General features: G+C 76.0%; 19 protein-coding genes. 18 read left to right on the top strand and 1 reads right to left on the bottom strand.

Translation table 11 applies throughout. The features are described from left to right. Nucleotides 1-127 precede the first annotated feature (127 nt). Nucleotides 128-634, top strand: a complete 507-nt coding sequence (locus tag ACYX4T_RS15270; RefSeq protein WP_476010145.1) for a MarR family winged helix-turn-helix transcriptional regulator — start codon at nucleotides 128-130, stop codon at nucleotides 632-634. Then, nucleotides 631-3,384, top strand: coding sequence for a DHA2 family efflux MFS transporter permease subunit (locus ACYX4T_RS15265; protein WP_476010144.1), 2,754 nt, complete (start codon nucleotides 631-633; stop codon nucleotides 3,382-3,384). Before ACYX4T_RS15270 ends, ACYX4T_RS15265 begins: the two co-directional genes overlap by 4 nt. Before the next feature lie 24 nt (nucleotides 3,385-3,408). On the opposite strand, the gene ACYX4T_RS15260 is transcribed toward ACYX4T_RS15265, so the two are convergent. Then, nucleotides 3,409-3,909 (bottom strand): inorganic diphosphatase, encoded by a 501-nt coding sequence (locus tag ACYX4T_RS15260; RefSeq protein ID WP_476010143.1) that lies wholly within the window; start codon nucleotides 3,907-3,909, stop codon nucleotides 3,409-3,411. 187 nt (nucleotides 3,910-4,096) lie between these two features. On the opposite strand from ACYX4T_RS15260, the gene dacB reads away from it, so the two are divergent. The 16 genes from dacB (at nucleotide 4,097) to ACYX4T_RS15180 (ending at nucleotide 21,078) form a co-directional block, all read left to right on the top strand. Then, a complete protein-coding gene (gene dacB, locus ACYX4T_RS15255; protein ID WP_476010142.1) occupies nucleotides 4,097-5,563 on the top strand; it encodes a D-alanyl-D-alanine carboxypeptidase/D-alanyl-D-alanine endopeptidase in 1,467 nt (488 codons plus the stop codon). A gap of 38 nt (nucleotides 5,564-5,601) precedes the next feature. Beyond that, nucleotides 5,602-6,681 (top strand): zinc-dependent metalloprotease, encoded by a 1,080-nt coding sequence (locus ACYX4T_RS15250; protein ID WP_476010141.1) that lies wholly within the window; start codon nucleotides 5,602-5,604, stop codon nucleotides 6,679-6,681. 22 nt (nucleotides 6,682-6,703) lie between these two features. Continuing rightward, nucleotides 6,704-7,753 (top strand): tRNA lysidine(34) synthetase TilS, encoded by a 1,050-nt coding sequence (tilS, locus tag ACYX4T_RS15245; RefSeq protein WP_476010140.1) that lies wholly within the window; start codon nucleotides 6,704-6,706, stop codon nucleotides 7,751-7,753. A 14-nt stretch (nucleotides 7,754-7,767) separates the two neighbouring features. Beyond that, nucleotides 7,768-8,313 carry a hypoxanthine phosphoribosyltransferase gene (gene hpt, locus ACYX4T_RS15240; protein WP_476010139.1) on the top strand — a complete coding sequence of 182 codons (546 nt, stop codon included), beginning with the start codon at nucleotides 7,768-7,770 and terminating at the stop codon, nucleotides 8,311-8,313. Nucleotides 8,314-8,386: 73 nt separating this feature from the next. Beyond that, nucleotides 8,387-10,081, top strand: a complete 1,695-nt coding sequence (locus ACYX4T_RS15235) for an efflux RND transporter periplasmic adaptor subunit (RefSeq protein WP_476010138.1) — start codon at nucleotides 8,387-8,389, stop codon at nucleotides 10,079-10,081. Then, nucleotides 10,078-10,800, top strand: a complete 723-nt coding sequence (locus tag ACYX4T_RS15230) for an ABC transporter ATP-binding protein (RefSeq protein WP_476010137.1) — start codon at nucleotides 10,078-10,080, stop codon at nucleotides 10,798-10,800. The genes ACYX4T_RS15235 and ACYX4T_RS15230 overlap by 4 nt, the downstream gene beginning before the upstream one ends. A 7-nt stretch (nucleotides 10,801-10,807) precedes the next feature. Continuing rightward, nucleotides 10,808-12,019 carry an ABC transporter permease gene (locus ACYX4T_RS15225; protein ID WP_476010136.1) on the top strand — a complete coding sequence of 404 codons (1,212 nt, stop codon included), beginning with the start codon at nucleotides 10,808-10,810 and terminating at the stop codon, nucleotides 12,017-12,019. A 19-nt stretch (nucleotides 12,020-12,038) separates the two neighbouring features. Beyond that, nucleotides 12,039-12,734, top strand: a complete 696-nt coding sequence (locus ACYX4T_RS15220; protein ID WP_476010135.1) for a hypothetical protein — start codon at nucleotides 12,039-12,041, stop codon at nucleotides 12,732-12,734. 20 nt (nucleotides 12,735-12,754) lie between these two features. After that, on the top strand, nucleotides 12,755-14,320 hold the full coding sequence (locus ACYX4T_RS15215) for a helicase HerA-like domain-containing protein (protein ID WP_476010134.1): 1,566 nt from the start codon (nucleotides 12,755-12,757) through the stop codon (nucleotides 14,318-14,320). Nucleotides 14,321-14,491: 171 nt separating this feature from the next. Further along, complete coding sequence (gene ftsH / locus ACYX4T_RS15210) at nucleotides 14,492-17,119, top strand: ATP-dependent zinc metalloprotease FtsH (RefSeq protein ID WP_476010133.1); 2,628 nt, start codon at nucleotides 14,492-14,494, stop codon at nucleotides 17,117-17,119. Nucleotides 17,120-17,266: 147 nt separating this feature from the next. Beyond that, a complete protein-coding gene (folE, locus tag ACYX4T_RS15205; RefSeq protein WP_476015286.1) occupies nucleotides 17,267-17,851 on the top strand; it encodes a GTP cyclohydrolase I FolE in 585 nt (194 codons plus the stop codon). A gap of 60 nt (nucleotides 17,852-17,911) precedes the next feature. After that, a complete protein-coding gene (gene folP / locus ACYX4T_RS15200) occupies nucleotides 17,912-18,730 on the top strand; it encodes a dihydropteroate synthase (protein WP_476015285.1) in 819 nt (272 codons plus the stop codon). Next, nucleotides 18,727-19,095, top strand: a complete 369-nt coding sequence (gene folB, locus ACYX4T_RS15195; RefSeq protein ID WP_476010132.1) for a dihydroneopterin aldolase — start codon at nucleotides 18,727-18,729, stop codon at nucleotides 19,093-19,095. Before folP ends, folB begins: the two co-directional genes overlap by 4 nt. After that, the gene (gene folK, locus ACYX4T_RS15190) at nucleotides 19,092-19,589 is read left to right on the top strand and encodes a 2-amino-4-hydroxy-6-hydroxymethyldihydropteridine diphosphokinase (RefSeq protein ID WP_476010131.1); all 498 of its coding nucleotides are present in this window, start codon (nucleotides 19,092-19,094) and stop codon (nucleotides 19,587-19,589) included. Before folB ends, folK begins: the two co-directional genes overlap by 4 nt. Next, the gene (locus ACYX4T_RS15185) at nucleotides 19,586-20,068 is read left to right on the top strand and encodes a DUF3180 domain-containing protein (RefSeq protein WP_476010130.1); all 483 of its coding nucleotides are present in this window, start codon (nucleotides 19,586-19,588) and stop codon (nucleotides 20,066-20,068) included. Before folK ends, ACYX4T_RS15185 begins: the two co-directional genes overlap by 4 nt. A gap of 71 nt (nucleotides 20,069-20,139) precedes the next feature. Next, nucleotides 20,140-21,078, top strand: a complete 939-nt coding sequence (locus tag ACYX4T_RS15180; protein ID WP_476010129.1) for a hypothetical protein — start codon at nucleotides 20,140-20,142, stop codon at nucleotides 21,076-21,078. Nucleotides 21,079-21,125: the final 47 nt, after the last annotated feature.

The following is a 21,125-nucleotide window of genomic DNA, read 5'->3' as shown; positions in this document are numbered from 1 at the left end:
TATCCGACCGAAGGTGCCCTTCGCTCAGCACCCCCGGCCTGTGACGCGCCCGATCGGGGCCCCGGTGGCGGGCACACCCGCGGCAGGAGCATGCTTGTACGCAGCAACCGATTGTACGGAGCATGCAATGGAATCCTCGCGGCTCCCGGTCCCGCCGGGGGTGGACGACCGCTGGCGGGTCTCGGATCGTCTCGGCCACCAGCTCATCCGCGTCATGCGCGCGGTCGAGCGGGCGAAGGCCGGGTCGGTCGGCCCCGACGGCGTCGAGCGTGCCGCCTACGTGCTGCTCGCCCGGCTCGTGCTGGAGGGCCCGCGCCGGTCCAACGCCCTGGCCGAATCCGTGCACTCGGACCCGTCGACGGTCAGCCGGCAGGTCGCCGGGCTGGTCCGCGCCGGGCTCGTCGAACGCCGCCCCGACCCCGAGGACGGCCGCGCCACGCTGCTCGCGGCCACCGACGAGGGCCTGCGCGTCTTCGAGGCCAACCGCGACCGCCGCAACCGCGAGATCGGCGCCATGACCGCCCACTGGGACGAGCCCGACCGCGTGCGCCTCGCCGAGCTGCTCGAGCAGCTGGCCGCCGACCTCGAGCACCACCACCACCCCGCCACGCTGGCTCCCCCGGAGGCCTCATGAGCACGCCCGCTGCCGCACCCGCGGCGGCCGCCACCACCCGGGGCGAGACACCCGACAGCACCGGCTTCACGCACCGCCAGATCCTCGTGATCCTCTCGGGCCTGATGCTGGGCATGTTCCTGGCCGCGCTCGACCAGAACATCGTCTCGACGTCGATCCGCACCATCGCCGACGACCTGCAGGGGCTCAACCTCCAGGCCTGGGCGACGACCGCGTACCTGATCACGGCGACGATCACGACCCCGCTCTACGGCAAGCTCTCCGACCTCTACGGGCGCCGGCCGTTCTTCCTGCTCGCGATCGGGCTGTTCGTCGTCGGCTCGGTGCTGTGCACGATCTCGACGTCGATGTACGAGCTGGCGGCCTTCCGCGCCGTCCAGGGCCTCGGCGCCGGCGGCCTCATGTCGCTGGCCCTGACGATCATCGGCGACATCGTCCCGCCGCGGGAGCGCGCCCGCTACCAGGGCTTCTTCCTCGCGGTGTTCGGGACGTCGAGCGTCATCGGCCCGGTCGTGGGCGGCTTCCTCGCCGGCCAGGACACGATCCTCGGCATCACCGGCTGGCGCTGGGTCTTCCTCGTCAACGTCCCGATCGGCGCGATCGCGTTCCTCGTCGTCTGGAATGTCCTGCGGCTGCCCCACACCCGCCGCGAGCACCGCCTCGACTTCCCCGGCGCGGCCGCGCTGGCCGTCGGCCTCGTGCCGCTGCTGATCATCGCCGAGCAGGGCCGCGAGTGGGGCTGGGCCTCGACCTCGGCGATCGTCTGCTACGCCGTCGGGGCGGTCGGCCTCGTCGCCTTCTGCCTCGCCGAGCGGGCCTACGGCGACGACGCGCTGCTGCCGCTGCGCCTGTTCCGCAACGGCGTGTTCAGCCTGACCTCGGTCATCGCGATCATCACCGGCGTCGGCATGTTCGGGGGCATCGCGATCGTCCCGCAGTACCTGCAGATCGTCACCGGCTCCAGCCCGACGCAGGCCGGCCTCCAGATGATCCCGCTGGTCGGGGGCATCATGGTCGCCTCGATCGTCTCCGGGCAGCTGACCAGCCGCACCGGGCGCTACAAGGTCTTCCCGGTGATCGGCCTCGGGCTGATGACCACCGGCATGTTGCTGTTCCACTTCCTGCTGCACGCCGACACCCCGTACTGGCAGGTCGCGCTGCTCATGGTCGTGTTCGGCCTCGGGCTCGGGAACTGCATGCAGACGCTCGTGCTCGCCGTGCAGAACGCCGTGCCGGCCCGGGACATGGGCGTGGCCACCGCCTCGGCGACCTTCTTCCGGCAGATGGGCGGCACGCTCGGCGTCGCGGTCTTCCTCTCGGTGCTCTTCTCGACGGTCGGCGACTACATCCGCGAGGCCTTCGCCGCGATCGCGCCGACGCCGGGCTTCCGTGCCGCGCTCGCCGACCCGGCCGCGCTCGCGAACCCGGCCAACCAGGTCGCGGTCGACCCCGTCGCCGGCGCGGCGCAGGTCGCGCAGGACTCGTCGGTGCTGCAGCGGATGGACCCGCGGCTCGCCGAGCCGTTCCTCGTCGGCTTCTCCGACGCGATGGACCTGGTCTTCCTCATCGCCGGGTGCGTGATCGCCGTCGGCTTCGTGCTCATCTGGTTCCTGCGCGAGGTCCCGCTGCGCACGCAGTCGGGCATCCAGGCCCGCAGCGCCGAGGGCACGGACGGTGCCGACGGCGCGTCGGGCGCCGGGACCACCCCGGCCACCGAGACCGCCGGCGGCGCCGCGGCCATCGGCACCGCGTCGAACCCGCCGGTGCCCGCCACGGCACACGCGACCTCGTCGGCGCCCGCGACCGACGGCTGGGGCCCACCCGCCACCGCCACCGCCACCGCCGCCGACGGCCGGACCAGCCCCGCCCGCGGGTCCGGGCCCACCGTGCACGGCCGCGTCACGGGGTCGGGCGGCAGCCCGGTCGGCGCGCGGGACGAGGTCTCGGTCTCGCTGCACGGCCTCGACGGCGCCCCGGTGGAGCGGGCGGGCGTCGACGAGCGGGGCGGCTACACGCTGGTCGCGCCGGCGGCCGGCACCTACGTGCTCATCGCCAGCTCGCCGCGGCGCCGCCCGTTCGCCGAGCTCGTCACGGTCGACGGGGTGCCCGTGCGCCGCGACGTCGCACTGTCCCGCGTGGTGACCCTCGGCGGGCGGGTGGCCGACCCCGACGGGACCGCGGTCGCCGGCGCCACGGTGACCGTCACCGACGCCGACGGCGGGGTCGTGGGCGTGCGGCGCAGCGACGCCGAGGGCGGCTGGGAGACCGGCGAGGTCGAGCCCGGCGGCTACACCGTCACCGTGCTCGCCCCCGGGCGCGCGCCGCAGGCGGTCCGCGTCGCCGTCGGCGAGGACGGGGCGCGCGCCGACGTCACGGTCCCGCCGGCGCGGTACACGCTGGCCGGGGCGGTGCGCGCCGCGGGCGGGGCACCGGTGCCGGAGTCGCTGGTGGTGCTCGTCGGCCGCGACGGCGGCGTCGTCGCCTCGGCGGTCACGGGCGCCGACGGCCGGTTCCGCTTCGACGACCTCGCGCCCGGACGGCACATGCTCACCGCGAGCGGGTTCGCGCCGGTCAGCGAGCAGGTGGTGGTCGAGGGGGCGGCCGGCTCCACCGACGTCACCCTGACCGTGACCCCGCCGCGCCCGGCCGGGGCAGCAGCGCAGGCCGTAGCCCGCCCCTCGCCGGAGGCCGACCGGGCCGGGCGCCACGAGGCGGCCACGCCGGTCGACCTCACGGGCACCACCCGCTGAGGTGGACGGCCGCGGCGGGGCGACTCAGTGCCCCCCGCCGTGGCCCCCCTCCTCGGCGCGCTGGCGTGACGCCTTGATCTCCAGCTCGGCGTCCGAGCGCCCGACCCACTGCGCGCCCTCGACGCTCTTGCCGGGCTCGAGGTCCTTGTAGACCTCGAAGAAGTGCTGGATCTCGAGGCGGTCGTACTCGGAGAGGTGGTGGATGTCGCGCAGGTGCTCCTGGCGCGGGTCGCCCGCGGGCACGCAGAGCACCTTGTCGTCGCCGCCGGCCTCGTCGGTCATGCGGAACATGCCGATGGCGCGCGCGGCCACCACGCAGCCGGGGAACGTCGGCTCCTGGATGAGGACGAGCGCGTCGAGCGGGTCGCCGTCCTGGCCGAGGGTGTCCTCGACGTAGCCGTAGTCGGCCGGGTACTGCGTGGCCGTGAAGAGGGTCCGGTCCAGGCGCAGCCGGCCGGACGTGTGGTCCATCTCGTACTTGTTGCGGTTCCCCTTCGGGATCTCGATCAGTACGTCGAACTCCACGGCGACACCGCTCCCTCGTCCTCGCTCGTCCGTCCGGTCCAGCCGTCCCGACCCCGCCCCGTGGGTCGCGACGGGGTCCCCTCGCGCCTCTAGTGTGGGGCAACGGCCCGGGTGACCCGGCACACCGTGACGTGACCCGGGCCTCGTCCCGGTGAGGTGAACAGCAGGTGAGGAGGGGTGCGGGGTCGTGAGCGGCGAGGGTCACCGCGCGGTCCCCGCGCCGTCACCGGGTGTTCGCCGGTGGGGCCTGCGGGCGCTGACGGTCGCGGTCGTCGTGGCGCTGCTCGCCGGCCTCGGCGTCGGCGTCACCCTCTCGGCGCCCTCCTTCGCCCGCGCGGTCGGCCTGCCCGTGGGCCTGCTCGGCGGGGCGACCGCCGACCCGCCGGACCCCGCGACCCCGCAGCTGCGCCTGGCCGCCGTCGGTGCCGACGCCCCGGCCCCGACCGAGGCCGGCCTCGCGACCGCGCTCGACGCCCGCGTCGCGGCCCTCGGCGACGTCACCGGGGCCGTCGTCGACCCCGCCACCGGCGCGACCCTGTGGAGCCGGCGGCCGTCCGAGCCCCAGGTGCCGGCGTCCGTGACGAAGCTCCTCACCGGCGCCGCGGCCCTGCTGCGCCTCGACCCGACGATGCGCTGGACGACGACCGTCGTCGCCGGCCCCACGCCCGACTCGATCGTGCTGGTCGGCGGGGGCGACCCGACGCTGTCCTCACTGCCCGCCGGCCGCCGGACCGTCTACCCCGACGCCGCCCGCCTCGACGACCTCGTCGCCGCCGTGGACGCCGCCCGCGCCGGGCAACCGGCGGTGAAGCAGGTCCTCGTCGACGTCTCGCGCTACGAGAACGGGGGCGGCAACGGTGTCGCGCCCGGCTGGGACCCCACCGACGTCGCGAACGGGTTCGTCGCGCCGATCGTCCCGGTGATGCTCGACGGCGGGCGCAGCGACCCGACGGTGCTCGACGTCCCGCGCACCGCCACCCCCGCCTCGGACGCCGCCCGCGAGCTCGGTGCCCGCCTCGCCGGCGACGGCGCCGCCCCGACCGTGGCCGTGGGCACGGCACCACCGGGCGCCGCGGTGCTCGGGCAGGTCGAGTCACCACCGACCACCGAGCTGGTGCGCACGGCCCTGCAGAACTCCGACAACGTGCTGGCCGAGGCGCTCGGGCGCGAGGTGGCACGGGCGGTCGGCGAGCCGACGACGTTCGACGGGGCCGCGCGGGCGGTGACGCGGGTGCTCGACGAGGCGGGCATCGACACCGGCGGCGTCACGCTCGCCGACACCAGCGGCCTGTCGGTCGACGACCGCGTGCCCGCCACCGCGCTGTCCGGCGTGCTCGCGCCCGCCGCCGCGCCCGCCGGTTCCGACCCGCGCACCGCGGCCCTGCGCCCCCTGCTCGACGGCCTGCCGGTCGCGGGCGGGGGCGGCACGCTCGCCGACCGGTACGCGCCGGGCACCCCGAGCGCCGACGGCCGCGGCTGGGTGCGAGCGAAGACCGGCACGCTGACCGCCGCGAACGCCCTGGCCGGCGTCGTCGGCACCGCCGACGGGCGGGTGCTCGTCTTCTCGTTCATGAGCAACGGCGTCGACCCGGGCACCGCACGCCCCCGCCTCGACGCCCTCGCCGCGGCCCTGCACGACTGCGGGTGCCGCTGAGCGCCGGTGCCCCGAGGTCCGCGACGTACGGTGGAGCCGTGTCCGTCGAGCTGACCTCCGCGCCCCGTGACGGCACGGGCCTGCCCGTCGACTGGGGCCTCGCGGCCGCCACCGGCGCGCGCCTGGTGCCCGCGGGTCCCGCCGTCTCGCCCGCCGAGGCCGCCGCCGAGGTGAGCCGCCTGCGCGAGGGCGCCCGCATCGGCGAGGGCCACGTCCGCGAGCTGACCGGGCTCGGCGCGGGCCTGGCGGTGCCCGAGGCCGACGTCGTCGACCGGCCGGGCTGGATCCGCTCCGCGGTCGACGGGATCGCCGCGCTCGTCGAGGACGCCCCGTTGGCCGGCCCGCCCGCCGGGATCGTCGGCGGCGCGTTCGGCCGCGTGACCCGCACGGCCGCCGGCGTGCAGATGGGCACGCTGCTGGCGTTCCTGGGCAGCCGGGTGCTGGGGCAGTACGACCCGTTCGGCGGCCCGGAACGGGCCGGGCGCCTGCTGCTCGTCGCGCCGAACGTCGTCGCCGCCCGGCAGGCGCTCGACGTCGACGCCGACGACTTCGCGCTGTGGGTGTGCCTGCACGAGGCGACCCACCGGCTGCAGTTCACCGCCGTCGACTGGTTGCGCGACCACTTCCAGGGCGAGGTCGCGGCGTTCGCCGGCGGCTTCGACCGCACGGCCTCGGGCACGGTCGACCGGCTCCCCGACATCGTCCGGGCTTTCCGGAACGACCCGCCGCGCGACGGGCTCGCGCTGGTCGAGATGTTCCAGGGGCCCGAGCAGCGCGCGGTCCTCGACCGCCTGCTCGCCCTGACCACCCTGCTCGAGGGGCACGCCGAGCACGTCATGGACGCCGTCGGCCCCGCCGTCGTGCCGTCCGTGGCGTCGATCCGGGCGCGGTTCACCACGCGCCGCCGCGGCGGCAGCCTCGTCGACCGGCTCCTGCGCACGCTGCTCGGCGTGGACGCCAAGATCCGGCAGTACGAGCAGGGCCGCGTGTTCGTCGACCACGTCGTCGACCGCGTGGGGCTCGACGGCCTCAACGCCGTCTGGACCGCGCCGGACACCCTGCCCCGCCGCGCCGAGATCACCGACCCGGACGCCTGGGTCGCCCGCGTCCACGGCTGACACGACCGGAGAGGTCACCGCCGTGCGCGTGCCCGACCCCGTCGCCGAGGTCCGCCGGGCGGTGCGCGAGGCCCTGGGCGCCGTGCCGGACGCAGCGAACGGGCGGCTCGCTGCCTCTACGCGCGCGAACGCCGCGTTCGCTCCCGTGGTCGTCGCGTGCTCGGGCGGCGCGGACTCGCTCGCGCTCGCCGCGGCCGCGGTGCACCTGGTACCCGCGGTGCACGGCGTCGTCGTCGACCACGGCCTGCAGGAGGGCTCGGCCGAGCGGGCCGCGGCGACGGCCGGGCTGCTGCGGGAGCTGGGCGCGGCGGCCGAGGTCGTCGCCGTCGAGGTGGGCACCGCGGGCGGTCCGGAGGCCGCGGCCCGCGACGCCCGGTACGCGGCGCTGCGGGCGGCGTCGCGGGCGGGCGGGGACGCGCCGGTGCTGCTCGGGCACACGCTCGACGACCAGGCCGAGAGCGTGCTGCTCGGGCTGGGCCGCGGGTCCGGCGCGCGCTCGCTCGCGGGGATGGCGGCGTGGGACCCGCCGTGGTGCCGCCCGCTGCTCGGCGTCCGGCGGGCCACGACGCGCGCGGCCTGCCACGCCGCCGGGCTCCCCGTGTGGGACGACCCCCACAACGCCGACCCGCGCTACACCCGCGCCCGCCTGCGCCACGAGGTCCTGCCGCTGCTCGAGGACGTCCTCGCCGGCGGGGTGGCGCCGGCACTGGCCCGGACGGCCGCGCAGCTCGCCGACGACGACGCCGCGCTCACCGCGCTGGCGCACGAGCGCCTGGCCCTGCTCGTCGACCCCGACGGATCCCTCGACGCGGTCGGTCTCGCGGCCGAGGCACCCGCCGTGCGACGCCGGGTGCTGCGGTCGTGGCTGGTCGCGGCGGGGGCGCGGGAGCTCACCGACGCGCACGTCCGGGCCGTCGACGCCGTCGTCGCCCGCTGGCGCGGTCAGGGTGTGCCGCCGCTCGCGGGCGGGTTGGAGGTGGTGCGGGCGCATGGCAGGCTGCGGGTGCTCGACGCGCCCCACCGTGGCTCGCGAGCTCCGGCCCGCCCCGACGGGCCGCCCCCGATCCGGTGAGGAGCCCGACAACGGTGTACGACGGCGACATCGCGTCCGTACTGATCACCGAGGAGCAGATCCAGGACAAGATCGGCGAGCTGGCCGCGCAGATCGGCGCCGACTACGGCGAGCACGACCAGGACCTCGTGCTCGTCACCGTCCTCAAGGGCGCGGTGATGTTCATGACGGACCTCGCCCGCCGCCTGCCGATGCCGACCCAGCTCGAGTTCATGGCCGTCAGCTCCTACGGCTCGTCGACCTCGTCGTCGGGCGTGGTCCGCATCCTCAAGGACCTCGACCGCGACATCTCCGGCCGCCGGGTCCTCATCGTCGAGGACATCATCGACTCCGGACTGACGCTGTCCTGGCTGCGCAAGAACCTCGAGTCCCGCGGGCCGTCCTCGCTGGAGGTCGTGACGCTGCTGCGCAAGCCCGAGGCGGCGAAGCTCGACGTGGACGTCGCGTACGTCGGGTTCGACATCCCCAACGAGTTCGTCGTCGGCTTCGGGCTCGACTACGCGGAGCGCTACCGCGATCTGCCCTACATCGGCACGCTCGACCCGCACGTCTACGCCTGACTCGCTGAACGGTCACTCACCCGGCACGACCCCGCGTGCCGACGGCCGCTGACCGACCGCTACCGTCCGCCACATGGCGGGTGCGCGTCGCTCTCTGTGGCTCGTCAACGGGCTGATCGTGCTGGTGGTGCTGCTCGCTGTCGGCGGCACGGTCATCGGCCTGACGGCCACCGGCGGCTCCGACGACACCGGCCTGCGCACCACCCCGGTGGGCCGCGGCACCGTCGCCGAGACGGTCACCGCGTCCGGCGCGGTCACCAGCGCCCGGAGCTCCACCCTGAACTTCGCCGTCGGCGGACGCGTCGAGGACGTCTCCGTGGCGGTCGGCGACCGCGTCGAGGCCGGCGACGTCGTCGCCACCCTCGACCCCGAGTACGCCGAGGCCAACCTCGAGGCCGCCCGGGCCCAGCGCGACGCCGCCCGCCAGTCGCTCCGCGACGCCCGCGAGGCGCGCGACAACCCGCAGACGACCGCCGCCGCGCCGGCGCAGCAGCCGGCTCCGGCCCAGCAGCCGGCCCCGGGCGCCGCGGGAGCGGGCGCGGCGGGCCAGCAGCCGCCCGTCCAACAGGCTCCCGTCCAGCAGGCTCCCGTCCAGCCGCAGGCGCCGGTGCAGCCGGCACCCGGGCACCAGCCGCCGCCCGCCGGCCAGCAGCCTCCGGCCGGCCAGCAGCCCCCGGCCGGCCAGCACCCCTCGACCGACCAGCAGCAGCCCCAGGGCCGGCCGCTCGTCTCGGTCAACGGGCTGCGCAGCATGCCCGCCGCCGACCCGAAGGCCGCGCCGGGACCGACGCCGTCGCCGACCCCCGGAGCCGGCGCCGGCGGGGCCGGCACGACCGGTGGTCAGGCGGGTGCCGGCGCCGCCGGCGGCGGCGCCGCGGCGACCACGCCCGAGGGCCAGGTGGCCTCGGCCGAGGCGTCCCTGGCCCAGGCCGAGGCGTCGGTGATCCAGGCCGAGAACGCCACCGAGGACCTCGAGCTCTCCTCGCCGCAGGACGGCACGGTCGTGAGCCTCGACATCGGCCCGGGCCAGCTGGTCCCGGCGGGCGGCACGACGACGAGCTCGACCGGCTCGGGCAACCCGACCGGCGGCACGCTGCCCGACGGCACGGCCGGCGGCACCGGCGGGGCGGCCGCGGCGGCCGGCGCGGGTGCCGGAGCCGGGGCCGCGAGCGGTTCCACCGGCGGCTCCCAGGTCACCGGCTCGCCGACGACCCCGGCGGCGCTGACCGTCCTCGACCTCACCACGCTGCAGATCCGCGCCGACGTCCCCGAACTGGACGTGGGCCGGCTCGCGGTCGGTCAGCCGGTCGAGGTGTCGGTCAACGCGCTGCCCGGGCAGGCGCTGCCCGGGATCGTCAGCGGCGTCGACCTGCTGCCCGGCTCCGGCTCGTCGGTGCAGTACGGCACCAACGTCACCCTCACCGGCCCGCCGCCGAACCTGCGGCCCGGGATGTCGGCGAGCGTCGCGGTGACCGTGGCGCAGACGCCGAACGTCTCGTTCCTGCCGTCGGTGGCGGTCACCCCGATCGGCGGCGAGGGTGCGACGGACGGGACCGTGCAGGTCCTCGGCCCCGACGGCGTCCCGCAATCCCGCACCGTCGGGCTGGGGCTGAGCTCCGACACGGTCACCGAGATCCGCTCCGGCCTCGCGCCCGGCGAGCTCGTCGTCCTGCCCGACCCGAACACCGCGAACCCGTTCGGCCCCGGCCAGGGCCCGCCGCCGAGCACGGACGGCGGCGGCAACCGTGGAGGCGGCGGCGGCGGATGACCGCCGGCACCGGCACCGCGCCCCTCGAGCAGGTCCCGCACGTCCTCGACGTGCGGAAGCTCTCCAAGGTCTACGGGGCGGGCGAGACGGCCGTGCACGCGCTGCGCGACGTCGACCTGACGGTGCGCCGCGGCGAGTACGTCGCGGTCATCGGCCAGTCCGGGTCGGGCAAGTCGACGCTGCTCAACATGCTCGGGTGCCTGGACGCCCCGACCTCGGGGCGCTACCTGCTCGAGGGCCTGGACGTCGCGGACCTGGACGAGCGCCAGCAGGCCGTGCTGCGCAACCGGCAGATCGGCTTCATCTTCCAGGCGTTCAACCTCATCCCGCGCACGTCGGCGCTCGCGAACGTCGAGCTCCCGCTGGTCTACGCGGGGGTGGGTCGGCGGGTGCGTCGCGAGCGGGCGCTGGCGGCGCTCTCCCTCGTCGGCCTCCGGGGCCGCGAGGACCACCGCCCCAACCAGCTCTCCGGCGGCCAGCAGCAGCGCGTGGCGGTGGCGCGCGCGCTCGTCACGACCCCGGCCCTCCTGCTCGCCGACGAGCCGACCGGCAACCTCGACTCCACGAGCACCGCCGACGTGCTCGGCCTGTTCGACCGCCTGCACGCGGCGGGCCGCACGATCGTGCTCATCACCCACGACGACGAGGTCGCCGAGCGGGCGGAGCGGGTCGTGGTGGTCAGCGACGGCCGCCTGACCGAGGCGGGGGCGCGGCGGTGAACGAGCGGTGAGTGTCGTCGAGATCATCCGGTTCGCGGTCCGCGGCCTCATCGCGAACCGGCTGCGCTCGTTGCTGACGATGCTCGGGATCATCATCGGCATCGCCGCGGTCATCCTGCTCACGGCGCTGGGCAACGGGGCGTCGCAGTACATCCAGGGCCAGATCGCGGGCCTGGGCGCCAACAGCATCACCGTCCTGCCGCGCCAGCCGCCCGACACCGCCGGCACCGACGGCCGCCCGCTGACCCAGGGCGACGTGCGCGCGCTCGCCGACCCCCAGGGCGCCCCGGACGTCGCGTCGGTGTCGCCGGTGGTCTCGCTGCAGGGCACGACGGTCGAGGCGGGGCGGGCGCGGACCGACGCCACGATCATCGGCAGCACGCCGTCGTACTTCCCGGGCGCGAACGTGCAGCTCGGGACGGGCCGCGTCTACACCGAGGCCGACGTGACGGCGGGGCGCAAGGTCGTCCTGCTCGGTCGCACGGTCGCCGACGACCTCTTCGGCGTCGGCTCCGACCCCGTGGGCCGGACGGTGCTGGTGCGCGGGGTGCCCTTCGACGTGATCGGGACGCTCGCGCCCGCCGGGCAGGGGCAGGGCCTGTCCAACCCCGACGAGAACGTGCTCGCGCCGCTGACGGCGGTCCAGGGCTCGCTGACCGGGTTCGGCGACCTCACCCAGATCGTCGTCCAGGCGCGGTCGACCGAGGCGCAGGCCGCGGCCGAGAGCGAGATCAACTCGATCCTCGACCGCCGGCACGGCATCGACGACCCCGACGAACGGGACTACCAGGTGCTCTCGGCGCGCCAGCTCGCCGACGTCCTCGACGACACCCTCGGCGCGTTCACGCTGCTCCTCGCGGCGATCGCGGCGATCTCCCTGGTGGTCGGCGGGATCGGGATCACCAACATCATGCTCGTGTCGGTCACCGAGCGGACCCGCGAGATCGGCATCCGCAAGGCCCTCGGCGCCCCGCCGTCGGCCATCCTCGGCCAGTTCCTCGTCGAGTCGATCATCCTGAGCGTGGTCGGCGGCGTGCTCGGCGTGGCGGTGGGCTACGCCGGCACGCTCGTGCCGCTCGGCGACTTCCGTCCGGTGGTGCTGCCCTCGGCCGTCGTCGCGGCGGTCGCGGTCTCGGCGGCCATCGGCATCTTCTTCGGCGCCTACCCCGCCCGGCGCGCCGCCCGCCTGCGACCCATCGAGGCCCTGCGCCGCGAATGAGGACCCCCGGGAGGACCTCGTGACCCAGCCATCCGACCCGTCCGGACCGTCCGACGGACCGTCGACCGACGACCCGTCGGACACCGACACCCGCGCGGTGGGGACGTCCCCGGGCCGCGGCGACGCCGCCGAGACCGAGCAGTTCCCCGTGCCCCCGCCGCCGGCCCGCCGCTCCGACCCGCCGCCGCGCGGCCAGGGCGGCCAGGCCGGTCAGGCCGGTCAGGCCGGTCAGGGGGGTCCCGACCAGCGCCCCGACCCGGAGCGCGCGGACGAGGACCGCACGCAGCAGGAACACGCCGCGACCGTGCTCGACCGCCCCGTCGACGACATCGACCTCGCGACGCGGCTGCGCCGGCCCGGCCTGGCGCGCTCGACGCGGATCCTGCTGCTCGTGCTCGGCGCCGTGGTGTGCGTGGCGCTCGGCGCCCTCGTCGGCCGGGTGACCGCGCCGGACACCGGTCCGGGCTCGGTGCCCGACCTGCTCGGCGTCGTCGAGTCCGTGCAGCCCACCGGCGGCGGGTTCCCGATCGTCACCGTCCGGGCCGGCGACGGCACGCTCACCCCGCTGCGCACGACGGCCGGGACGAGCGTCGCGGTGCCCCGCCCCGACGGGCCCGCCGGGCTGCGGGTGGGCCAGCAGGTCACGGTGCACGCGGAGCGCGGCGCCGACGGCGCGATCACCGCGGTCCGCGTCGACGTGCCCGCCGGTTCCTGACCCCCGCTAGCCTGCCCGGTGTGGCCGACCAGGGTGCTGCTGCAGAGATCGCCGCCGGGTACGCGACCGAGGGTGCGGCCCTCGAGATCGGGACCGTCGTCGTCGACGGGACCGTCGACCCCGCGGCCCGGGTCCGGATCCCGTTCGCGACGCTGAACCGGCACGGCCTGGTCGCCGGGGCGACCGGCACGGGCAAGACGAAGACCCTGCAGAACCTCGCCGAGCAGTGCTCCGCCCACGGGGTGCCGGTGCTGCTCGCGGACATCAAGGGCGACCTGTCGGGCCTCGCGCGCCCGGGGGAACCGAACGACCGCGTCACCCGCCGCGCCGCCGACACCGGCGACGACTGGGCGCCCACCGCCTTCCCCGTGCAGTTCCTCTCGCTCGGGCAGGGCATCGGGGTGCCGGTGCGCGCGACCATGACGGGCTTCGGGCCGATCCTGCTGGCCAAGGTGCTGGGCCTCAACGAGACCCAGGAGTCCACGCTCGGTCTGATCTTCCACTGGGCCGACCAGCAGAGCCTCGCCCTGCTGGACACCAAGGACCTGCGCTCGGTGATCGCGCACCTGATCTCCGACGAGGGCAAGGCCGAGCTCAAAGGCATCGGCGGGGTGTCGTCGTCGACGGCCGGGGTCATCCTGCGCGCGCTGGTCAACCTCGAGGCCCGCGGCGGCGACGAGTTCTTCGGCGAGCCCGAGTTCGAGCCGGCCGACCTGCTCGTCGTCGAGCCCGACGGGAAGGGCCGGGTGACGCTGCTCGAGCTCGCCGACCAGCAGGCCGACCCGACGCTGTACTCGACGTTCCTCATGTGGCTGCTCGCGGAGCTCTTCGAGGACCTGCCCGAGGCCGGCGACGTCGAGAAGCCGAAGCTCGTCTTCTTCTTCGACGAGGCCCACCTGCTGTTCAGCGACGCGTCGAAGGCCTTCCTCGACCGGATCGAGCAGACGGTCAAGCTCATCCGCTCCAAGGGTGTCGGCGTCTTCTTCTGCACCCAGCAGCCCACCGACGTGCCCAACGACGTGCTCAGCCAGCTCGGCGCGCGGGTGCAGCACGCGCTGCGGGCGTTCACCCCGGACGACCAGAAGGCGCTGTCGCGCACGGCGCGCACCTACCCGAGGAGCGAGGTCTACGACATCGAGTCGTCGCTGACCTCGCTCGGCACCGGTGAGGCGATCGTCACCGTGCTGTCCGAGCGCGGGGCGCCGACGCCGGTGGCGTGGACGCGGGTGCGGGCGCCGCGCTCGCTGATGGCGGCGATCGGGGAGCCCGCGGTCACGGAGGCGGCGACGGCGTCGCCGCTGTGGCCGAAGTACGGGCAGGCGGTGGACCGGGAGTCGGCGTACGAGAAGCTCGCGGCCGCCACCGGGGCGACGACCGCGCCGACCCCCGCCGAGCCCGTGCCCGCCGGGGAGCCCCCGCAGGAGGCGCCGCCGCAGGCCCCGGCGCCGGCGGGCGACGACGGTCCGGGCTTCTTCGAGAAGGTCGCGTCGAGCTCCGTCTTCCGGTCGATCGTGCGCACGGTCGCCCGGGAGGCGGGCAAGGAGATCAGCCGGGGTGTGTTCGGGACGGCGCGCCGCCGGCGCTGACGCCGGTACCGGTTGCGCGTGCCCGGTCCCGCGTCGTGACCGGGGGGTACGCTTGAGCAGATCAGGGCCCCACGGACGTCCGTGCGTGCGCGGACCCCGAGCCGAGACGACAGACACCGACCGCAGGGTCCACCCGGGGAGGGTCGAGGGCCGCCTGGAGGCCGCAACCGCATGGACCGCAAGCGCCTTCTCCGCAATCCACTCATCTGGATCGTGGTGTTCTTCCTGGTCTACCTGGGGGTCTCGTCGCTGCTCAGCGACACCCGCGGGTACACCGAGGCCCCGACGTCGCTCGCCCTGGCGCAGGTCGAGGCGCGCAACACGTCCGAGATCACGATCGAGGACAAGGAGCAGCGCCTCCGGCTCACGCTGAACAACCCGGTGCAGGTGCCCGGGGTCGACGGCGCCGAGCCGACGACGACCAACCAGATCTACGCGCAGTACCCCGCGGCCGCGACCGACCAGGTGTTCGCCCTGGTCCGCGAGAACCCGGCGCCCTCGGGCTTCGACACGCGGGTCACCCAGGACTCGTTCCTGACCCAGATGCTGATCTACCTGATCCCGCTGGGCCTGGTCCTGCTGCTGCTGTTCTGGATGATGAACTCGCAGGGCGGGGGCAACCGCGTCCTGTCCTTCGGCAAGTCCAAGGCCAAGCAGCTCAACAAGGACATGCCGAAGACCACCTTCGCCGACGTCGCGGGCGCGAACGAGGCGGTGGAGGAGCTCTACGAGATCAAGGACTTCCTCCAGAACCCGTCGCGCTACCAGCAGCTCGGCGCGAAGATCCCCAAGGGCGTCCTGCTCTACGGCCCGCCCGGCACGGGCAAGACGCTGCTCGCGCGCGCCGTCGCCGGCGAGGCGGGCGTGCCCTTCTACACGATCTCGGGCTCGGACTTCGTCGAGATGTTCGTCGGCGTCGGTGCCTCCCGCGTGCGCGACCTGTTCGAGCAGGCCAAGCAGAACTCGCCGTGCATCGTGTTCGTCGACGAGATCGACGCCGTCGGCCGCCACCGCGGCGCCGGCATGGGCGGCGGCCACGACGAGCGCGAGCAGACGCTCAACCAGCTGCTGGTCGAGATGGACGGGTTCGACTCCCGCGGCGGCATCATCCTCATCGCCGCCACCAACCGGCCCGACATCCTCGATCCGGCGCTGCTGCGCCCCGGCCGGTTCGACCGCCAGATCCCGGTGGCCGCGCCGGACCTCGCCGGGCGCAAGCAGATCCTGCAGGTCCACTCCGCGGGCAAGCCGCTGGCGCCCGACGCCGACCTCGACGGGCTGGCCAAGCGCACCGTCGGGTTCTCCGGCGCCGACCTGGCCAACGTCATCAACGAGGCCGCGCTGCTCACCGCCCGGCTCGGGCAGGAGCAGATCACCGGCACCGCGCTCGAGGAATCGGTCGACCGCGTGATCGGCGGCCCGGCGCGCAAGAGCCGCATCATCTCCGAGCAGGAGAAGAAGGTCGCGGCCTACCACGAGGCGGGCCACGCGCTGGCCGCGTGGGCGATGCCGGACATCGAGCCCGTCTACAAGGTCACGATCCTGCCGCGCGGGCGCACCGGCGGGCACGCCCTCGTCGTCCCCGAGGACGACAAGGAGCTCATGACCCGCTCGGAGATGATCGCGCGCCTGGTGTTCGCGATGGGCGGGCGCTCGGCCGAGGAGCTCGTGTTCCACGAGCCGACCACCGGCGCGTCGTCGGACATCGAGCAGGCCACGAAGATCGCCCGCGCGATGGTCACCGAGTACGGCATGAGCGCCAAGCTCGGGGCGGTGAAGTACGGCCAGGAGCAGGGCGAGCCCTTCCTCGGCCGCACCGCGGGGCGCCAGGCGGACTACTCGCTCGAGGTGGCCCACGAGATCGACGAGGAGGTGCGCAAGCTCATCGAGGCGGCGCACACCGAGGCGTGGGACATCCTCAACACCCACCGCGACGCCCTCGACGCGCTGACCGGCGAGCTCATCGAGCACGAGACGCTGCAGCGCCGCGACCTCGAGCGCGTCTTCGCGTCGGTCACCAAGCGGCCGCGGATCACGGCGTTCAACGACTTCGGCGAGCGCGTCCCGTCGGACCGACCGCCGATCAAGACGCGGCGCGAGCTCGCCACCGAGCGCGGCGAGCCGTGGCCCCCGCCCGGCGAGGAGGCGGCCACCGAGCGCACGGCGGTCGGGGCCGGGGCGTCCAACGGTCACGTCGTGCACAGCAACGGGGCCTACGGGTCCGGCCACGCGGGCGGGTCCCACGCGGCCGGCAACGGTCACGACACCGGCTACGGCGACCCGGGCCACGGCGGGACGGGTCACGGCGGGACGGGTCACGGCGGGACGGGCCACGGCGAGACCGGCTACCGCGATCCGCGGGGGACCGACGGCGGCTCCACGCCGACGCCGCCGGCCGGCCTGCCGGCCACCGGCATCCCGGACGTCTACCGCACCGGTGCCAACGGGCGTCGCGGCGCGGACGCCGGCGACAAGCCCTCGTCCGTGGCGCCGAACTACGGCGCCCCGCCCGGGTGGACCCCGGCGACCGTCCCGCACGGCACCACGTGGAATCCGGGTGGCGCCGGCCGGTCCGGGAGCACGAGCCCCTACGGCGGTGCGCCGTCCGGTTCGTCACGCTCGGCCGGCGAGACGAGCGCGAACCCGTACGGTGACCCGGATGGTCGTACGCGTGACGGTTGGTCGGAGGGTCGGCACACCGGTTCGCCGAGCTGGGGCCACGACGGCACCACCGGCACGGACGGCGGCACCGGGAGCACCGGCCCGGAGGGTCGCGACACCTCTCGCGGCCAGGGCTGAGGAGGCCGGCGCACCCCGCGCGACGGGGGCCGGCCGGTCGAGGAAGACCGCGAGGGAGACGTGACGGCTCAGGAACTGGACGGCGATCTCGACAACGCCCGGGTCCGTCCCACCGACGACGGCTTCGGCGGCCCGGTCGGCACGGCGGTGGCCCCGGAGTGGCCGGGCTTCGACGCCCCGCGCGCCGAGGCCGCCGTGCGCGAGCTGCTGCTGGCCATCGGCGAGGACCCCGACCGCGAGGGTCTGCGTGAGACGCCGGCGCGCGTCGCGCGGGCCTACCAGGAGCTGTTCGCGGGCCTGCGCGCCGACCCGGCCGAGGTGCTCGAGCGCACGTTCGACGAGGGCCACGAGGAGCTCGTGCTGGTGCGGGACATCCCGCTGTTCTCGATGTGCGAGCACCACCTGCTGCCCTTCCACGGGGTCGCGCACGTCGCCTACATCCCGGGGTCGAAGGGCCTGGTCACGGGCCTGAGCAAGCTCGCGCGGCTCGTCGACCTCTACGCGCGTCGCCCGCAGGTGCAGGAACGTCTGACCAGCCAGGTCGCGGACGCCCTCGAGTCGCGCCTCGACACCCGCGGCGCGCTGGTGGTGATCGACGCCGAGCACCAGTGCATGTCGGCCCGCGGGGTCCGCAAGCCCGGTGCGCGCACGACGACCTCGGCGGTGCGCGGCATCCTCAAGTCGTCGGCGAGCTCGCGGGCGGAGGCCCTCGGCCTCATCCGGAGCGGCTGAGGAGTGGGTGCGCCTCCCGGGCCGTCCCACGCCCTGCCCGACCCCGGCCGCTGTGTCGTCATGGGCGTCCTCAACGTCACGCCCGACTCGTTCTCCGACGGCGGGCGCTGGCTCGACCGCGACCACGCGGTGGCCCACGGTGTCGTCCTGCACGGGCGCGGCGCCGACCTCGTCGACGTGGGCGGCGAGTCCACCCGCCCCGGGGCGGAGCGCATCGACGCGGAGACCGAGACCCGGCGCGTCGTGCCCGTGGTCCGCGACCTCGTGGCCGCCGGGGTGCGGGTCAGCGTCGACACCACCCGCGCCGCCGTCGCCGCCGCGGCCGTCGAAGCGGGCGCGACGATGATCAACGACGTGTCCGGGGGCCTCGCCGACCCGCACATGGCGCGCACGGTCGCCGAGGCCGGCGTGCCGTGGGTGATCATGCACTGGCGCGGGCCGAGCAACCGGATGACCGCGCTCGCCTCCTACGAGGACGTGGTGGGCGAGGTGCGCGCCGAGATGGTCGAGCAGGTCGACCGGGCGGTGCTGGCCGGCGTCGACCCGTCGCTGCTGGTCCTCGACCCGGGGCTCGGGTTCGCGAAGACCGCGGCGCACAACTGGACGCTGCTGCGCAAGCTGCCGGTGTTCACCGGTCTCGGCTTCCCCGTGCTGATCGGGGCGTCGCGCAAGCGGTTCCTCGGCGCGCTGCTCGCCGACGACGAGGGCGCCCCCCGCCCGCCCGACGGCCGCGAGGTCGCGACCGCGGCGGTGTCGGCGCTCGCGGCGGCCAACGGCGCGTGGGGCGTGCGGGTGCACGAGGTGGGGCCGTCGCTCGACGCGGTCGCGGTGGCCGCGGCGTGGAGCTGGGGCACCTCGCCGGCGGAGATCGAGCCGTGAGAGACCGCATCGCCCTGCGCGGGCTGCGGGTCCGGGGCCACCACGGCGTGTTCGACCACGAGCGCCGCGACGGCCAGGACTTCGTCCTCGACCTGGTCCTCGAGGTCGACCTCGCCCCCGCGGCGGCGTCCGACGACCTCGCCGACACCGTCGACTACGGCACGCTGGCGAAGCGCGCGGCCGCCGTCGTCGCCGGGCCGCCCCGGCAGCTCATCGAGGCGGTGGCCGGCGAGGTGGCCGACGGGGTGCTGGCCGACGGGCGCGTCGCGGCCGTCGAGGTCACGCTGCACAAGCCCGGGGCTCCGATCACGGTGCCGTTCGACGACGTCGCGGTGACGGTGCGGCGGGAGCGGAGCCGGGCGTGAGCCGCGCGGTGCTCTCGCTGGGCTCGAACATCGGCGACCGCGCGGCCAACCTCCGCGGGGCCGTGGCGACGCTGCGCGCGGCCGGCGCGCGGATCGTCGCGGTCTCGCCGGTCTACGCGACGGCGCCGTGGGGCGGGGTCGAGCAGGACGACTTCCTCAACGCGGTCGTGCTCGCCGAGGACCCGGACGCGAAGCCCTGGTCCTGGCTCGCCCGCGCGCGCGCCGCGGAGAGCCGCGCCGGCCGGACCCGCGACGTCCGCTGGGGCCCGCGGACGCTGGACGTCGACGTCCTCGACGTGGACGGGACGACGAGCGCCGACCCCGCGCTCACCCTCCCGCACCCGCGCGCCCACGAGCGCGCCTTCGTGCTCGTGCCCTGGCTCGACGTCGACCCGGACGCCGAGGTCGCCGGGCGGGGGCGGGTCGCGGACCTCCTCGCCGCGCTGCCGGCGGAGGAGCGCGCGGGTGTGCGGCGGGAGGAGGCGGTCCTGTGAGGACGAGCACCAGTCCCTCGCTCCTGCTCGTGGCCGCCGTGGCCGCGGGCCTCGCCGCGAACGTGCTCGTCCAGGCGGCGTACGGGGAGCTGCCGCCGCTGCCGCTGCTCGCCGGGCTGACCCCGCTCGTGCTCGGGATCGCCGAGCTCGTGCTGGCGTTCGTGCTGCGCGCCCGCATCAAGCGCCGGCCCGGGGCGCGACCGGTCGACGCGCTGGCCGCCGCGCGGGCGGTCGCGCTGGCGAAGGCGTCCTCGCTGGCCGGGGCGCTGGTCGGCGGCGCGTGGCTCGGGCTGCTCGCCTACGTGCTGCCACTGAGCGGGCGCGTCGACGCCGCGGGCGCGGACACCGCGAGCGCGGTCGTCGGCACGGTCGGGTCGGCGGTCCTCGTCGGTGCCGGCCTGTGGCTCGAGCACAGCCTGCGTACCCCGGACGACCCCGGCGACGACCTCGGCCGGGACGCGCGCGACCGGCGGTCGTGACGGACCTCGCGGCGCCGTCCCGCTGACGCGGGGGGCGGTGGGCGGCACCGGCGGCTCGCTATCCTGCAACGATGAGCACCCCGGACGGGGTCGGACGCGCCGGCCCCGACGGCCTACGCGCCGCGCTGGGCAGCGCCGCGGGCGTGCTCGCCGTGGCCGCCGGCGCGGCGGTGGTGCTCGCCGACGACGCCCGCTGGCTGCGGCTGGCCGTGGTGGCGGCGCTCTGGGCCGTGGCGCTGCTCGTGCTGGTGCTCGCGCGCCGGGGGCGCAGCGACGCGGAGATGGCCGAGATCGCCGAGGAGGCCCGCGAGGCCGAGGAGGGGCGTGCCGCGGCCGAGGAGGAGGCCGACGAGCGGGTCGCCGCCCTGCACCGGGACCTCGACCGCCGGGTGGCGCGCGAGGCCGCCGCCCGCGAGGAGGCCGAGCAGACCGCCGACAGGGCCCGCGAGGAGGTCGCGTCCCTGCGCGACGAGCTCGACCGGGCGCGCCGCCAGGCCGACGCCGTGACCCTGCAGTCGGCCGGCCTCCCCGCCGCGCCCGCCGCCCCACCGCGCCCCCGGGGTCCGCGCCTGCGGGTCGTCGGCGACTCGGGCCCGCAGCCGCGCGTGCCGTCCGGGCCGCCGGTCCCGCCGCCCGGTCCGGCGCGCCCGTCCCCGCCCTCGGCGCCCGCGCCGCGCACGGCCGGCTCAGCCGGCTCGTCCCCGCGCGGCCGCGTCGAGCCGCCCACCGAGCACACGGCCCGGCCCCTGCGCCCGGCGCCGCCGCCCGCGAGCGACGGCCCGCCGTCCGACCCCTCGGTGCTCGGCGCCGGCTCGTTCGTCGACCAGTACGTGCGCTCCGCCGGCTACGAGACCCTCCCGGAGCCCCCCGGGCCGGCCGACGAGCCCGACGACCGCCGCTCCCGCCGCGCACCGACCGACGCCCCCTCCGGCGGCCGCACGGTGGCCGAGCTCCTCGCCGCCCACGCCGCCTCGGGTGGCACGGTGGGGCGCCGGCGCCGCGATCCCTGAGCGGCGCGGATCCCGTTCGCAGCGAACGCGCTGTTCGCAGCTTCTAG

Source organism: Actinomycetospora sp. ABD4_176 (assembly GCF_056311855.1).
Note: the sequence above shows the minus strand (reverse complement) of the source record. Positions and strands in the feature narration are given on the sequence as shown.

Coding starts and splice junctions, on each gene's coding strand:
- ACYX4T_RS15270 (WP_476010145.1), top strand. CDS start 128: ATGGAATCCTCGCGGCTCCCGGTCCCGCCGGGGGTGGACGACCGCTGG.
- ACYX4T_RS15265 (WP_476010144.1), top strand. CDS start 631: ATGAGCACGCCCGCTGCCGCACCCGCGGCGGCCGCCACCACCCGGGGC.
- ACYX4T_RS15235 (WP_476010138.1), top strand. CDS start 8,387: ATGGCGGGTGCGCGTCGCTCTCTGTGGCTCGTCAACGGGCTGATCGTG.
- ACYX4T_RS15230 (WP_476010137.1), top strand. CDS start 10,078: ATGACCGCCGGCACCGGCACCGCGCCCCTCGAGCAGGTCCCGCACGTC.
- ftsH (WP_476010133.1), top strand. CDS start 14,492: ATGGACCGCAAGCGCCTTCTCCGCAATCCACTCATCTGGATCGTGGTG.
- folP (WP_476015285.1), top strand. CDS start 17,912: ATGGGCGTCCTCAACGTCACGCCCGACTCGTTCTCCGACGGCGGGCGC.
- ACYX4T_RS15180 (WP_476010129.1), top strand. CDS start 20,140: ATGAGCACCCCGGACGGGGTCGGACGCGCCGGCCCCGACGGCCTACGC.